The following is a 13,256-nucleotide window of genomic DNA, read 5'->3' on the forward strand; positions in this document are numbered from 1 at the left end:
TTTGGCTGAAATGTCCTCCCGTTCTGAGCGTTCGGACGACCCCGAGATGGATGACGGGTCGGACGACCAGCCTGCGTCTGAGTCTGTGTCTGACGGAGACAGCGACGCCGGAGATGAATCGGGGCCGGGTGACGGCACGGGAGCGGCCGTCGCGACGGCGGCTGCTACTGCCGCTGTGGGTGGCGCTGTGGGTGGCACGGCGGCGGCGTTGGCTACCGGCGCTGGTGGGATCGGGGTGGCGATGGCTGGTGGCGCTTTCGGAGTGGCGGCGGGTCCGGTCATAGCGGGCGGAGCGCTGATCGGTGCTGGGACTGTTCTCGCGTTGAAGGGTCTTGGCGTGCCCGTGGACGAGACCGCTGCGAAGGCCATGAAGACCGTCAAGCAAGCAGCGGCTAAGGCAGCACCTGCTGTCAGCAAGGGAGCCGCAGCCGGCGCGTCCGTGGCCGGTATAGCCATCGCGGCGTCGGGGACTGCGGTGGGCAAGCGGGTGGCAGCGGGAGCGGAGGCTGCGGGGGCCGGTATCCGCCGTGCGATGGGGCATCGCAAGCCCGACATGGGGAACGCTGTGTCGTCTTACACCCGCAGGCAGCTATACGCAGATCAGCAGGGGCGGTGTAACGGCTGCGAAATCAGCTACGAACCCAAAGACCTGACGCTGGACCACATCAAACCGGTGTCTAAAAGCGGCGGCAACGAAACCGACAACCTTCAGTTGCTTTGTAACAACTGCAACAGCATCAAGGGCAACAGGTCGATGGACTACCTGCTCGCTCGCCTGAAAGAAACCTAACCGGCCAGCAGCGCGCTCCCGTCGGCAACAACACCACCACCGTTCAGGCTCGGAGAGGACGAGTGCGGATTCCGGATTCTCAACGTCGACGTGGGATTGCGCGTTGGACTCACAGGGTCGTCAGGAGCACATCCGCATTCGCCAAAGCGTCGCGCCCCGTCCACAAGCGAGTCTGGGAACAAACTGCCAGGGTGCCCGCTGGTGCACTCCGCACGAGTCACGATTGCACCACTTCCATCAGCCGCCGCAGTTCCTCCACGCTGCAGGGCTTGTCGGGATGGCGGTGAAGCATGGCGTGGCAGTTCGGGCAGACCGGTACGAGGTCGTTGATGGGGTCGAGTTGGTATTCGCCGTCAGCTGCGGCTTGATGCACCGGTGTCTTGTGGTGCACGTGGATGTAGCCGTCGGCAAAATCGCCGTAGACCGCTCCGAAGTCGATGTCGCAGACTTGGCAGGTTGTGCCGTGCTCGGCGATGCATTGTGCTCGTGCTCGGCGGTCGGTCTCGTATCGCAGAACCGAAACGCGTTTGCTCGCACCCTCGATCACGTTGCCATCGGCGTCGAGCACACCTGCTGCCTCGCCTGCTAAGTGCAGCGCGCTGATGCCGTCAGGACCGGGGTCGAAGCCGCGCTCCGCGAGACTGACCAGACGTTGCACCGAATTCGGTGCCAGCACGCGATGCACGGTGCGTTGACCGTTGACAGACGCGCGGAGGTCTGGCCCGACATTGTCGTCGTCGGGTACGTCGGTATGCAGCCATCGAACTGAACGCTGAAGCCGCTTGCCATAGTCCAGCTGTGGGTCACATACCGTCGAGCCGGTCACTTGCCCGATCGCGATCCAGCCCGTCGAGACCCGCGATTCTCCGAGGCGCATCACGACGATGTCCCCGATCGAGATCTTGTCGCGAAAACTCAGAATCGAGTTCCGCGCATTGCGCCTGTGCTTGACGGACTCACGCGAGAAATGCTCGGCGAAGTGACGGTCCAGCGCCGCTCGATCGCCGTGCTCGCCGACTGCCTAATCGAACACCCAGTCGCCCCAGCCCAGCGTCACCACGCCTTCGCGCAGATTGAAATCGACCGTGTCCAAGCCCTCACGTCCGCTGCGCACAACCCAAGCAGTCGCATCGCTCGCCGCTGCGGCGTCGAAGTCCGCCGACGGTGATGGCATTTGAGACCCTGACGCTGGCAGCGATTCGGAGGCGTCTTCAAATACGTCGCGCAACGCCTCGGCTGCTCCCTCCACATTCGCATCAGCGAGAGCTTCGAGACAGCGCTGGAGCTTCTTGACGACACGTCCTGCGCCATCGCTGACCTTCGCCGCCACCGGATTGTTGTGGGCGTCATCACCACGTCTGTGCCGTCGTGCCACGACGACCGCTTCAACGCAGTCGGCGACTGTCATAGCGCGCTGATGATTGCCGGAGCGTTGCCGCCCAGGAAGCTCAACGCCGATCGCCGCAGCCTCGGGATGACTTGTCCAGTTGCTCCCGAGAGGCAACCGCACGAACGGCTCCGAACCGTCTGTCGGGAATTCGACCCGGTACCGGTTCTGCGGAGATGATCGTTCAGCCACACCGGCACCGTAGCGACGGCGTGTCCGCTGTCAGCGACTCCGCTGTGCTCACACCCGCCCGACAGCAAACCCGCCTCGCCACCTTGATCACCTCATCGGCTGTCGTGATGCCCGGTTGCTAATTCAGGTCTCTCCGACAGCGATCACGTCGGATTCTCGCTCAAGTTGCCCTTGACGAGCAACGGTTTGCCGAAAGGATTCCCGCACGCGGCTCTCTGCCGGTCTGTCACGAATCGTCACGATGTCCAGGTCCCGTAAGGGTTCGCCATAAGATAAATCGTGTGGTGTAGTGTCGGGTGTGTGGAGTTGTCGGCGGACGCGGCGGGAGTGTTCTTCGACACGGTGATGCCGCATCTGGGCGAGCGTCAGCGGCGTGTGGCGGCAGGAGCGCTGGCCGAGGCGCTGGGCCGCGGCGGGCAGGCGTTCGTTGTGGAGGCGTCGGCGATGTCGACCTCGACGGTGTCGCGGGCGGTGCGCGAGGTGCGCGCCGGGGTCGAGCCGTCGCACCGTCAGCGGGCGGAGGGCGGCGGGGACCGCCCGGCGGTCGTCAAGCAGCCCGGCCTGGCCGAGGCGCTCGACGAGCTGGTGCATCCCAGCACGCGCGGCAGCCCGACCTCTGCGCTGCGCTGGACCTTGAAGTCGACCTATCAGCTCGCACGCGAGCTCGCCGCGCAGGGCTTCAAGGCGTCCGCGGAGCTGGTGCGGCGGCTCCTGCACCAGATGGGCTACTCGCTGCAGGCGCCCGCCAAGCAGAACGAAGGCACGTCCCATCCCGACCGCGACGCCCAGTTCGCCTATCTCAACGGCCTAGCGCAGGAGTTCCTCGACGCCGGCGAGCCCGCGGTCAGCGTGGACACCAAAAAGAAAGAGCTGATCGGGAACTACGCCAACAAAGGCACCGAATGGCAGCCCGCCGGCGAGCCGCAGCGCGTCAACGTGCACGACTTCGCGGACCGCTCACTGGGCGAGTTCGCCAAGGCCATCGGCTACGGCGTCTACGACCTCGCCAACAACGACGGCTGGGTCAGCGTCGGCGACACCGCAGACACCGCCGAGTTCGCCGTCAACTCCATCGCCCGCTGGTGGGACACCCTCGGACAGCAGCGGTTCCCCGACGCGACCCGGCTGCTCATCACCGCCGACGCCGGCGGATCCAACGGATACCGGCCACGCGCCTGGAAATGGTTCCTCGCCCGCCTCGCCGCCGACACCGGCCTCGAGATCACCGTCGTCCACTACCCGCCCGGCACCAGCAAATGGAACAAGATCGAACACCGCCTCTTCAGCTTCATCACCATGAACTGGCGAGGCAGACCACTCACCGACATCGCCACCATCGTCGAGCTCATCGCCTCCACCACCACCCAAACCGGACTCACCGTCCAAGCAGCCCACGACCCCAACTGGTACCAACGCGGCATCAAAATCACCGACAAACAGATGAAACAAATCCCGCTGCAACCCCACCAATGGCACGGCGAATGGAACTACACCATCACACCCAACCACGCGACCTAACCCGCGGCGAACCCTAAGCGCAGACGGCAGGCTGCCGAGCGCAGCAGACGTTGGCGAGCGTCGGTCACTGGGTAGAGCGTCGCTCGTTTGTCCGTGCTGTCCGTTCAGACAGGGACAAACAAGAACGCGGCGGGTTGGCGCGGCAGAGTGCCCCGGTGCTCATCACACGCTCGGCACGGAGTCATCCAGTGCAGTCAGTTGGCGCTTGATGTCGTCTTCTGGATAGGGGACGCCACTCCAACCGGCTACCAAATTCCACGCCAACGCATAGAACATTATGGCTGTCGAGGTTGCACTGAGGGCACGAAAAACCCTCATCCGCTCATGCTCTTCTGAGGAATCATCTGCAACTGTTACAGGATCCGTATGCACCGACCTGCTTGAGATCGAATAGCGCACTCGCAGTAGTTCGGGATCAATTGGCAGGAAGTCCGCGGCGCTTTGAATTATCTCTGTGAAGCTCGGCAGTTCCTTGACCCACCTGGCTGGTGTCGGGGGCTTTCCCTTGTTCTTTCCCTTTCGACAGGTCCAGCCGCGCCCGATCACCCATTCGATAATCGTATTGCATTCTGCCACAGTCTCCTCAATTGCTGGGTGCCGTTCCGACAGATTTGAAGCGTGACTCGGATCAATTCCAGCTTCTCTCAGGCTCGTGTAGGTTGAATTGAGGTGCAGTTGACTGTGTCTTCGCAGTCGTTCATCCCAACATATGTGATTGTTGCACAACCAAAGGGAGATTGCGGACCCTTCCATTGCACTCCTAGCAAGAACTTCGATCGGGTTAGCAGGCGTTCGCTCCGCTTGCGACCCGATCAAATACAGAGCGCCAAGCAGATGCTCGCGAACGGCGTAGAGCTTCATTCGCAAATGAAGACGCGTGCCAGGTATCGAGACAATATCGGTCACCGGATCTACACCGTCTCGTCTAGACAGGAGGTCTTCCGCTTCCGATGGCGAGTCTGTGCGGACACTGTTCGTGTCGAAATAGACATTGTCCAGTGTCGCAATTGCCTGCAGACCTGACGACATGTATTGCATGACATTTTCGTCAGGTGTAGTGGGCATCGGCCGCTTCTCCATCGCACAGGGATAATTCAGCTGCAATATTTTCTAGTGCAGTTAACCGTTCGGCTCACGTATTGATGACAAAACTCTGTCGCGGTGCTCAACGTTAGCAGCCAAGATGTTCAAGCCCGATTTGCCACATTGTTCTCGTTCACTGGCTTCCGAGGGTCGCCCTGACTAGATCATCGAGCTGTTGGGCGTCGAAGTCGGGTGCTTCGTGAGCCTGCTTGCCGAACTCGCTGAGGGCAGCGTGCGCTTCGTCATCGGGGTTGTAGCGGGGCATTGCGAGGCGTTCGAGCACGTTTGGTCCGATCGTCGTTGAGGACGAAATCGCGGCTATCGCCGACTGCGCCGGTTCGGAATTGACCCAAGCTGCCATATAGTATGCTTCGGCTTCAGTCTCGCAGACCCGAACATTGCACTTGTTGTTCGGGTAACTAACAGTTTTAAAGCCAAGCCGTTGGTCGTGCACGGGAAGAATCACTGCCGCTGGCGGACGACGATTGGGTTCCATATACCGGCTCACGACGAGGGGCTTGGTTCGGGTGATGTGCGCGGTCGGGCCGCGAACGCCATATGGGTCCGCCGTCGGGTCAAGCGGCTGATAGATGAATCGTTGCGAAAGTTGCGTCTTGAATGGTGCCAGATAGTCCAATAGCCGTTTCGCGTTCGCTGCTAAGTCAGCGTCGGACATAACTTTGCGAAGGTCGTCAGGGTGATGGGCGAGAATCATGTACTGATTGGAACTCTCGACACGGAATGGCTGCACGTTTCCGCCGCGAATAAGCGGCCACAAGTATGCAGCCTCCAGAGATTGCTGATCGGGTATCTCCGCATTGCCCTCAGAAATTTCCGGGATCGCGCTGTTGCTTCCAGCGTTGTCTACGCGTCGCACCGACACCAGTCCCTGATCGGGAGCAGCGCTCAGCATCTTGACTGTGAATATCGAATCAGCACCGTGGGTATGAAATCCAAGTCCCCATCGATATCCGGGCCTCTGCACCGCCGACCGCAGCACCCCCGGCTCGGGAGGAACAACCCAGCGGGAACCCGGCTCGTTGGGGTCCAAAGGTCCGATCTTGTTCGACGATTGCTTCAACAACGATGCCGTCTCGCCCCAGGAATCCCCAGATCGGAGACGTGACCCAGGACGCTTCCGCTGCCACACGATCTTCTCGACGGGCCACTTCTGGCTTTCGCCGCTCTTGACATAAATGCTCACCGGTTTGTTCGCCGCGTCAGGGCTGAACGGATTGAGCGCAGTCCAGTCGTCAACGTGTACCGGTCGGAACGCAACCGGAGGTGCAGTCTCGTCTTTCGGTCCCAGCGAGCACCTGCGGATACGGCTGTTGCCGGGATCTGCGATCAGTACGGACTCGGGCATCACAAATCCGACGATCCCTCCGGGCTTCGCGTAGTCGGCGATGCTTCGAGCGAGGAGCAGCACGGAGATGTCGCTGAGTGGGATGCCGCCCTTGCCTGATTTGGTTGCCCACAGACCCCACCGAACCCAGGCTATCTCGGATTGAGCTTGCCAGCTGTCGGGAAGATGCTTCCAGTTAATCCACGGAGGGTTACCCACGACTACGTCGGCAGGTTCGAACATCGTCGGCGCGAAGAACTGCTCGATCACCCGCGCCCATACGCCGTCCCTGCCCTCTTCGTTCAGGCGACGCATCTGGTGATAGACGGCTTCGCATGCGTCGATCACTGCGGGAAGATCGCCCTCCGGGATGCCCTCGTCCGAATACGCCGCCTTGATCTGCACGTTCCACAAGTCGATGTCGCGTCCGAGCCGAACACCTGTTTCGATCATTTCGCGGAGAATGCCGATCCGATGCAAGGTCGCGAGCACTTTCGGAATGGCAAAAGCGCCGACCGACAAGCTGACTTCGAGAAGCTCGATGTCTGCGGTGTCGAGATTGTGCTCTTTGACATCAGGAATGAGAATCGAGTCAGTCTGATAGACATGCGGCACTACCTCGGTCAAGTACTCGATGCGATCGCCCAACGCGAGCAGCAAATTGATGCGGCTCATGAGAACCGACACCGGATTGATGTCGAAGCCAGTGACGCTCTCCAGCGCCGACCGGGCAACCTCAGCGGGACTCAAGCCTTCCTGCGACTCTGCCACAACCAGCGCCCGTCTCAATGCTGCGACAAGAAACGTCCCCGAGCCGCAAGCCGGGTCAAGCACGCGGCACTCGCCGTCGCTCGTGTCCGAGAGAGCGATCGCTTGGCTCAGGGTGTGCTCGGCTAGCCACTGCGGGGTGAAGAACTCACCAAGCGCCTTTCTCAATGGCCGCGGAATCGTGTGCATATAGAACTCGCGCATCACGTCACCGGTGATACCAGTCGCACGGTTCACGACGCGCATCCACGCCAGTTCGTCGAGAACGATCAGCAAACGACGCACATGGGCCACGAACTCGGCGGAATCGAGCGGCGCAAACGCGTACCAGCCGAACAGATCGCCAGCGAACAGACCCGGTGAACGCAGCTCGTTCAGCAGAGTGCCGTCTTCAACACGGCGCAATTCCCCGATCAGATCCCCATCGCTCAGCGAACTCCAGCTCGTCGGTCTCCTCTCTGGTTTGTTCGCGCCCAGCGCGAGCAGTTCGATGCCGACGATCTTCGCCGCGAGAGCGATGTAGGTGTGCAGCACATAAAGCGACTCCGCATAGGTACAGCCGCGCAGCAGCTTGTCGAGTTCGGAGCCGAGCATCTCGGCGGCACTCTTTCGATTCGGCCATGGACTGTCGACCGCGTTGATTCCATACGAGACACCGGACATCTGGAGCCATTGCCGAAAGGAAACGTCAGTGCGGTCATCTGGCTGCCGCCGCCGAAGCTGCTCAGCGAGCGCCTCGATCAGACGCTGCACCTCGGACCTGCTGCTGCCGAGCTTGTCAGCGATAGTGCTGACGGTGACAGGCTCGGAACGAACCGTGGCGACGAGACTCAGAATCCTCGCCAGACTCTCGGGATGGTTCGAACGCCACAGAAATCGATCAACTGCTGGACGCTCACCAGCGTCCAAACCAAGATCAAGGCTTCCCTGCTCGTTGATCTCAACCCCTGACGAGGCGTCACGGTAGTGCGCCCATACTCTGCCATCTGTCAGGACTACAACGTCCGCACCCATCTGCGGGTCGTCGATATAGTCAAGCGCCTGCACGGCAGCATCTCTGCGATTGGCGGCATTCCCTTCAGCGAGAAATCCTGGCGTCTTGTACTCAATGATCGCCCGACCGATACGCGAGTCATACCTGCCCGCACGACCAGTGCCTTCTTGCTTCAAAGCACTGTCGGGCATTTCAAGCACTTCGCGCGCCCACGGTCCAAAGAACTCCCATAAACGGTGACGCAAGTCGGATTCGTTCCAGCCGTCCTTCGCTGCAGCACACGCCACAGCGAGCTGGTCTTGCGGCGCCTCGCTACTTGTATCCACCATCAATGGGTGCCTCCGTGAGTCACGACCGTCAGTCGGATCGGCAGTATAGCGGTCCGCCCACGCTCCACCGATCCAAACGTCAATGCACTCCGCCAATAGCCCGGAAGTAGGTCACTCGCTCACGGTGAAATGCCATTAGTTGAGAGCTTGCCTCCGTAGCGCCTGCGCAAGAAATAAAGCGGCGAGCCCACACACACTGAATTACTTGACTTAACTCATTTCGCATATATCGTCGACGATTCGACAAAGAAATGCTGCTCTATTCGGTATCAATCGGTATGCCAGAACGCCCACACTCACAATACTGGGCGATCGCCTGGGAGTTATGCCCCCAATGTCGAAAACGTTTCTATATTCCGTTCTTGAAGAAACCAAATGTACTGGACATAGAGGTTCGTGGCAGGGTGATGGGCCGAGCCTCCTGTGCGAGCGTGGTGTTGGCGACAACAACCGCGAACACATCAGGAGGCTCGAATTCTCTCGCCAATGCTCGTTTGACGCCCGCTGGGCGGCTGATCTTGGTCGAGCGGATCGAGGCGGGGACGACCTAGGTCGAGGTGGCCAGCCAGATGCATTTGCCGAGGGACACGGTCGCGAAGTGGTGGCATCGCTATCGGGCTGAGGGCGAGGCGGGGCTTCGGGATCGTTCCAGCCGGCTCCATCGGACCCCTCGCCGCACCGACTCCAACGTGGAGTAGCGGATCTGCCGTGTGCGTCGCAGCACCAAGCGCGGCCCGGCGTATCTGTCTATGCGCACCGGGGTGCCCCAGGCGACGATCTGGCGGGTTCTCAAGCGTCATGGGCTGAACCGGTTGTCGTGGATGGACCGCCCCACCGGGCAGGTGATTCGCCGCTATGAGCGGCCGTCTCCGGGCGAGCTGGTCCATCTCGACGTCAAGTAGGTCGGCAAGGTCCCGCCTGGTGGCGGCTGGCGGGTGCATGGCCGCGGGTCGCCCAAGACCAAGCGGCGACACCAACACAAACCGGCAGCATGAATCAAGTAATCCTCCTCCACCAAAGTCAGGGACCCCCAGAGTCTCCACCAAAACCGGTGTGATTCATGCATTGTCGCGTCCAAAAGCGCCCTGAACGCATGCAGCCGCGCTCACCGAACGGCGGCGCAGCCCCCTTGGACCCAGGAATTCAACGCACGCGCCGTCGACTGCCCTCAAGACGCGCGAGTCCGGCTAACTCGCAAACATCAGACCCAATAAATCGCAAACATGCCCGGGGTGGGCGATACAGGAGTCGAACCTGTGACCTCTTGCGTGTCATGCAAGCGCGCTAACCAACTGCGCCAATCGCCCGGAGGGCGACTCACGCTAGCACCGTGCCCACTTCGCCCGGCCATCGCCGCAGGCCCACTCGGCACCCGGCCCGGCCGGCGAGGCGGAGACCGGATTCGAACCGGCGTACACGGCTTTGCAGGCCGCTGCCTAACCACTCGGCCACTCCGCCAGGGTGTCCGCAGGGTAGTGGCCCCGCCCCGACTTGAACGCTGATTATCGCGGCGGCACTCGCCCGAGATCCGCCGCGATCAGGGCTTGTCCCATACACTCGGCAGCCAAGGCAGTTCGCCGTGTGGCCCCACTGCCCAGCGTTGTCGCAGCCGAGGTCGCGGCGCCGCAACCCTGCGGGCCACCACCTTCGAAGAGACCCCCGTGACAACTTTTAGTGAATTGGGCGTACCTGCGCCCCTGTGCGACACCCTGGCTGATCAAGGCATCACCGAGCCGTTCGCCATTCAGGAATTGACCATCGGCGAAGCGCTCGCTGGCCGCGACGTCTGCGGCAAGGCCAAGACGGGCTCCGGCAAGACGCTGGCGTTCAGCCTGCCGATGCTGGCGCTAACCCCCCGGGCCAAGAACGGCCACCCCACCACCCTCATGCTCACCCCGACCCGCGAGCTGGCCAACCAGATCGCCGCCGTGGTCGAGCCGCTGGCCAAGGCCGCCGACCTGCGTTCGATCGCCACCTACGGCGGCACGAACCTCGACCGCCAGATCGAGCTGCTGGCAGCCGGCATGGACGTCGTCATCGCCACACCGGGGCGGCTCATCGACCTCATCGACCGCGGTGCAGTCAACGTGTCGGGCATCCAGCGGGTCGTCGTGGACGAAGCCGATCGCATGGCCGACATGGGGTTCCTGCCCCAAGTCGAGTGGGTGCTGCGCCACATCGACGGCCAGCACCAGACACTGCTCTACTCAGCGACGCTCGACGGTGTCGTCGACACGCTCGTCAAGCGACACCTGCGCGACCCGGTCTTCCACGAAGTGACCGAACGCGAGGTGACCGTCTCGGAGATGGGCCACCTGTTCCTGTCTGTCCACAAGATGAACCGGGTGCAAGTCGCTGCACGCATCATCGAGGCGAACGGGCGCACACTGCTGTTCACCCGCACCAAGCGCGGTGCCGACCAGCTCACCCGTGAGCTGCGAGAGGCCGGCGTGCAAGCGGGCGCCATTCACGGCGACCTGCCGCAGGTCAAGCGGGAACGTGCGCTCGCCAACTTCACCAAGGGCAAGCTGGCCGCACTCGTCGCCACCGACGTCGCCGCTCGCGGGCTGCACATCGACGAAGTCGACGTGGTGGTGCATTACAACGTTCCGCCCGAGCACAAGACCTATTTGCATCGCTCGGGGCGTACGGCTCGGGCGGGTCGCAGCGGCACCGCGGTGACGATGTTCCTGTGGGACGAAGAGCTCGAGGTCCGCCAGCTGCAGCGGCGGCTCGGCCTGCGGCTGCCGTTGCATGACGTGTTCTCGAACGACGAACGGCTCGACGACCTCGCAGCGTTCGCCGCCAGCGACGACAACGCCAGCCGCTGATATCCGCCAGAGGCTGAGCCCCGGGCCCGAGCGGCCCGCGAGCGAAGCGAGCTAGCGCGGGAAGCACAGGGCGAAGCCGTGGCCCCAGCGGCCCGTGAGCGCAGCGAACAAGAGCGGGAGGCAAGAGGTTCCTCAGCAGCAGGGTGCAGGCCGCTGATATTCCCTTTAGACAGGCCGGAGACGACCGGTACCCTTGCCTATCCAGCGGCACATTGACCGCTGGAGGTAGGCCCTCCGGATTCGAAGGCCCAGGACGAAGGCTCAGCTGTGGACAGTGCGAGGCGCACAAGCGCCCCGAACGACGGTGCGGCGGCCTGGCCGCTGCCCGCCTCGGGTGCATGGCACCCGGGCCTCGGCGCGGCCGAGCGGCGCTTCTACGAGCTGTCCCCGGATCGTCCGTTCACGCTGGAGGGCGGCGGCACCCTGCAGTGCCCGGTACTCGCATATGAGACATGGGGCGCCCTTGACGCCGACGCCGCCAACGCCGTGCTCGTGTGCCATGCGCTGACCGGCGACGCGCACGCGCATGGCCCCGCACATCCGCCGTCGCAGCCCACCGAAGGCTGGTGGAACGACTTCATCGGCCCCGGCCGCCCCCTCGACACCAACCGCTACTTCGTGGTGTGCGCCAACGTGCTCGGCGGCTGCCAAGGCAGCACCGGCCCCTCGTCGGTCAACCCGGCGACGGGCGAGCGCTACGGGCCCGATTTTCCGGTCGTCACCAACCGCGACGTCGTGCGGTCGCAGTGGGCGCTGGGACGGCACTTGGGCATCGACCGCTGGCTCTCGGTGGTCGGCGGCTCGATGGGCGGCATGACCGTGCTGGAGTGGGGCATCACCTATCCCCGACGGGTCGGCTCGCTGGTGGTGATCGCGTCCGCGGCCGAAGCCTCCGCGCAGCAGATCGCCTGGAGCAAGGTCGGCCGCCAAGCAATCCTGGACGATCCCAAGTTCCGTGGCGGCCGCTACTACGACGCCGCCGATGGGGACGGGCCGCATCGAGGCCTCGCCAACGCACGCCGGATCGCCATGATCCACTACCGCTCGGGCGACGAGTTCGACCGCCGGTTCGACCGCCACAGCGAAGACCCGATCCTCCCGCTGCGAGGGGGCCAGCGCTTCGACGTGGAGAGCTACCTCGACTACCAGGGGGCAAAGTTCGTGCCCCGCTTCGACGCCAACACCTACCTGGTGCTGAACAAGATGATGGACCTGCACGACGTCGGACGCGGCCGTGGCGGCATCGATGCAGCGCTCGACCGGATCGTCGCGCCGACGATGGTGATGAGCGTTCGCACCGACTTTTTGTACCCGAGGCCCCAGCAGCTGCGGATCACCGAGGCGCTGGCACGCCGGGGAACTGTGCGGGTCGAGCACGTCGACATCGACAGTGACAACGGCCATGACGGCTTCCTCACCGAGCCCGATCAGACTGGCCCCCCGATGGGCGAGTTCATCGATGACATCTACAAGAGCGATTCGGGACCCCCGGGAGTCACCCGTTGATCAGCGGCGCCGCGGCGCTGCTGGCTGACGTGCATGCCAACGTGCCTTCCGAGGCTGTCGGCTCGGGCTTGGGGGTGTGGTGGGTGCTGGTAGCTGTGCTCGGCCTGCTCACCGTCGCGTGCGCCACCGGATTCGTTGTGTACTTGCGGCGCACAGCCCCCGATCGGTGGCAAGGTGAAGAGAACACCGCGGCCGAGCCATCATGAGAGCCAGAACGACATGAGCGAAACCTTCGATCCTCAGGAAATGATCACCCGCTTCGCGGAGCGTGCCGAGGCGGTGCGCAAGCGGAACCTTCCCGCCGTCGGCGGCGAGGAGCGACGCCACTTCATCCGCCAGGCCGAGCTGGACTTCATGGACTACGCCATGATCGGCGATGCCACCGCCACGTTCGACGACGGGATCCTGACGCTGAGAATCGATCTGCGGCCTCCCGAGGAATAGCCGATCCGGGCGCTTGCCCGGGCGCGGCAGCGGCCTGCCGGATCCACGCGTCTCTGCGGGGGCCGCTTG

The 13,256-nt window shown here is 63.0% G+C and carries 12 protein-coding genes and 2 tRNA genes; 8 read left to right on the forward strand and 6 right to left on the reverse strand.

Annotated elements, in window-relative coordinates; all coding sequences use genetic code 11:
• Positions 1 to 10: 10 nt before the first annotated feature.
• Positions 11 to 790 carry an HNH endonuclease gene (locus tag ACOGJB_RS04840; protein WP_419839681.1) on the forward strand — a complete coding sequence of 260 codons (780 nt, stop codon included), beginning with the start codon at positions 11 to 13 and terminating at the stop codon, positions 788 to 790.
• A 217-nt stretch (positions 791 to 1,007) separates the two neighbouring features.
• Here ACOGJB_RS04840 and ACOGJB_RS04845 read toward each other — a convergent pair whose 3' ends face one another.
• Together ACOGJB_RS04845 and ACOGJB_RS04850 are read right to left on the reverse strand one after the other, a co-directional pair.
• On the reverse strand, positions 1,008 to 1,466 hold the full coding sequence (locus ACOGJB_RS04845; protein ID WP_419839682.1) for an HNH endonuclease: 459 nt from the start codon (positions 1,464 to 1,466) through the stop codon (positions 1,008 to 1,010).
• A 345-nt stretch (positions 1,467 to 1,811) separates the two neighbouring features.
• Positions 1,812 to 2,369: a hypothetical protein gene (locus ACOGJB_RS04850; protein WP_419839683.1), complete on the reverse strand. Its 558-nt coding sequence runs from the start codon at positions 2,367 to 2,369 to the stop codon at positions 1,812 to 1,814.
• Between the two features lie 345 nt (positions 2,370 to 2,714).
• On the opposite strand from ACOGJB_RS04850, the gene ACOGJB_RS04855 reads away from it, so the two are divergent.
• Entirely contained in the window at positions 2,715 to 3,887 is a 1,173-nt protein-coding gene (locus ACOGJB_RS04855) for an ISAzo13 family transposase (RefSeq protein ID WP_419840685.1), read from the forward strand.
• 162 nt (positions 3,888 to 4,049) lie between these two features.
• On the opposite strand, the gene ACOGJB_RS04860 is transcribed toward ACOGJB_RS04855, so the two are convergent.
• Together ACOGJB_RS04860 and ACOGJB_RS04865 are read right to left on the reverse strand one after the other, a co-directional pair.
• A complete protein-coding gene (locus ACOGJB_RS04860) occupies positions 4,050 to 4,967 on the reverse strand; it encodes a hypothetical protein (protein ID WP_419839684.1) in 918 nt (305 codons plus the stop codon).
• Between the two features lie 136 nt (positions 4,968 to 5,103).
• The gene (locus ACOGJB_RS04865; protein ID WP_419839685.1) at positions 5,104 to 8,406 is read right to left on the reverse strand and encodes an N-6 DNA methylase; all 3,303 of its coding nucleotides are present in this window, start codon (positions 8,404 to 8,406) and stop codon (positions 5,104 to 5,106) included.
• Positions 8,407 to 8,963: 557 nt separating this feature from the next.
• Between ACOGJB_RS04865 and ACOGJB_RS04870 the strand changes: the two genes are divergently transcribed.
• The gene (locus ACOGJB_RS04870; protein WP_419839686.1) at positions 8,964 to 9,104 is read left to right on the forward strand and encodes a helix-turn-helix domain-containing protein; all 141 of its coding nucleotides are present in this window, start codon (positions 8,964 to 8,966) and stop codon (positions 9,102 to 9,104) included.
• A gap of 51 nt (positions 9,105 to 9,155) precedes the next feature.
• Positions 9,156 to 9,308 carry a hypothetical protein gene (locus tag ACOGJB_RS04875; RefSeq protein ID WP_419839687.1) on the forward strand — a complete coding sequence of 51 codons (153 nt, stop codon included), beginning with the start codon at positions 9,156 to 9,158 and terminating at the stop codon, positions 9,306 to 9,308.
• A 331-nt stretch (positions 9,309 to 9,639) separates the two neighbouring features.
• Here the strand turns inward: ACOGJB_RS04875 and ACOGJB_RS04880 are convergent.
• Positions 9,640 to 9,713, reverse strand: a tRNA-Val gene (locus tag ACOGJB_RS04880).
• Positions 9,714 to 9,793: 80 nt separating this feature from the next.
• Positions 9,794 to 9,864: transfer RNA gene (locus ACOGJB_RS04885), tRNA-Cys, on the reverse strand.
• A gap of 203 nt (positions 9,865 to 10,067) precedes the next feature.
• On the opposite strand from ACOGJB_RS04885, the gene ACOGJB_RS04890 reads away from it, so the two are divergent.
• From ACOGJB_RS04890 to ACOGJB_RS04905, 4 genes are all read left to right on the forward strand, one after another.
• Positions 10,068 to 11,237, forward strand: coding sequence for a DEAD/DEAH box helicase (locus tag ACOGJB_RS04890; RefSeq protein WP_419839688.1), 1,170 nt, complete (start codon positions 10,068 to 10,070; stop codon positions 11,235 to 11,237).
• 267 nt (positions 11,238 to 11,504) lie between these two features.
• Positions 11,505 to 12,743 (forward strand): homoserine O-acetyltransferase MetX, encoded by a 1,239-nt coding sequence (metX, locus tag ACOGJB_RS04895; protein WP_419839689.1) that lies wholly within the window; start codon positions 11,505 to 11,507, stop codon positions 12,741 to 12,743.
• A complete protein-coding gene (locus tag ACOGJB_RS04900) occupies positions 12,740 to 12,949 on the forward strand; it encodes a hypothetical protein (RefSeq protein WP_419839690.1) in 210 nt (69 codons plus the stop codon). The genes metX and ACOGJB_RS04900 overlap by 4 nt, the downstream gene beginning before the upstream one ends.
• A 13-nt stretch (positions 12,950 to 12,962) precedes the next feature.
• Positions 12,963 to 13,187, forward strand: coding sequence for a hypothetical protein (locus ACOGJB_RS04905; protein WP_419839691.1), 225 nt, complete (start codon positions 12,963 to 12,965; stop codon positions 13,185 to 13,187).
• The last annotated feature ends 69 nt before the right edge of the window (positions 13,188 to 13,256 follow it).

It is taken from the genome of Candidatus Poriferisodalis sp., from assembly GCF_965208895.1.
In the GTDB taxonomy this organism is placed as follows: Bacteria; Actinomycetota; Acidimicrobiia; order Acidimicrobiales; family Poriferisodalaceae; genus Poriferisodalis.

Excerpts from the sequence above, each read along its gene's own strand:
- ACOGJB_RS04840 (WP_419839681.1), top strand. The coding sequence starts at position 11 with ATGTCCTCCCGTTCTGAGCGTTCGGACGACCCCGAGATGGATGACGGG.
- ACOGJB_RS04855 (WP_419840685.1), top strand. The coding sequence starts at position 2,715 with ATGCCGCATCTGGGCGAGCGTCAGCGGCGTGTGGCGGCAGGAGCGCTG.
- ACOGJB_RS04860 (WP_419839684.1), bottom strand. The coding sequence starts at position 4,967 with ATGGAGAAGCGGCCGATGCCCACTACACCTGACGAAAATGTCATGCAA.
- ACOGJB_RS04865 (WP_419839685.1), bottom strand. The coding sequence starts at position 8,406 with ATGGTGGATACAAGTAGCGAGGCGCCGCAAGACCAGCTCGCTGTGGCG.
- ACOGJB_RS04875 (WP_419839687.1), top strand. The coding sequence starts at position 9,156 with ATGCGCACCGGGGTGCCCCAGGCGACGATCTGGCGGGTTCTCAAGCGT.
- ACOGJB_RS04905 (WP_419839691.1), top strand. The coding sequence starts at position 12,963 with ATGAGCGAAACCTTCGATCCTCAGGAAATGATCACCCGCTTCGCGGAG.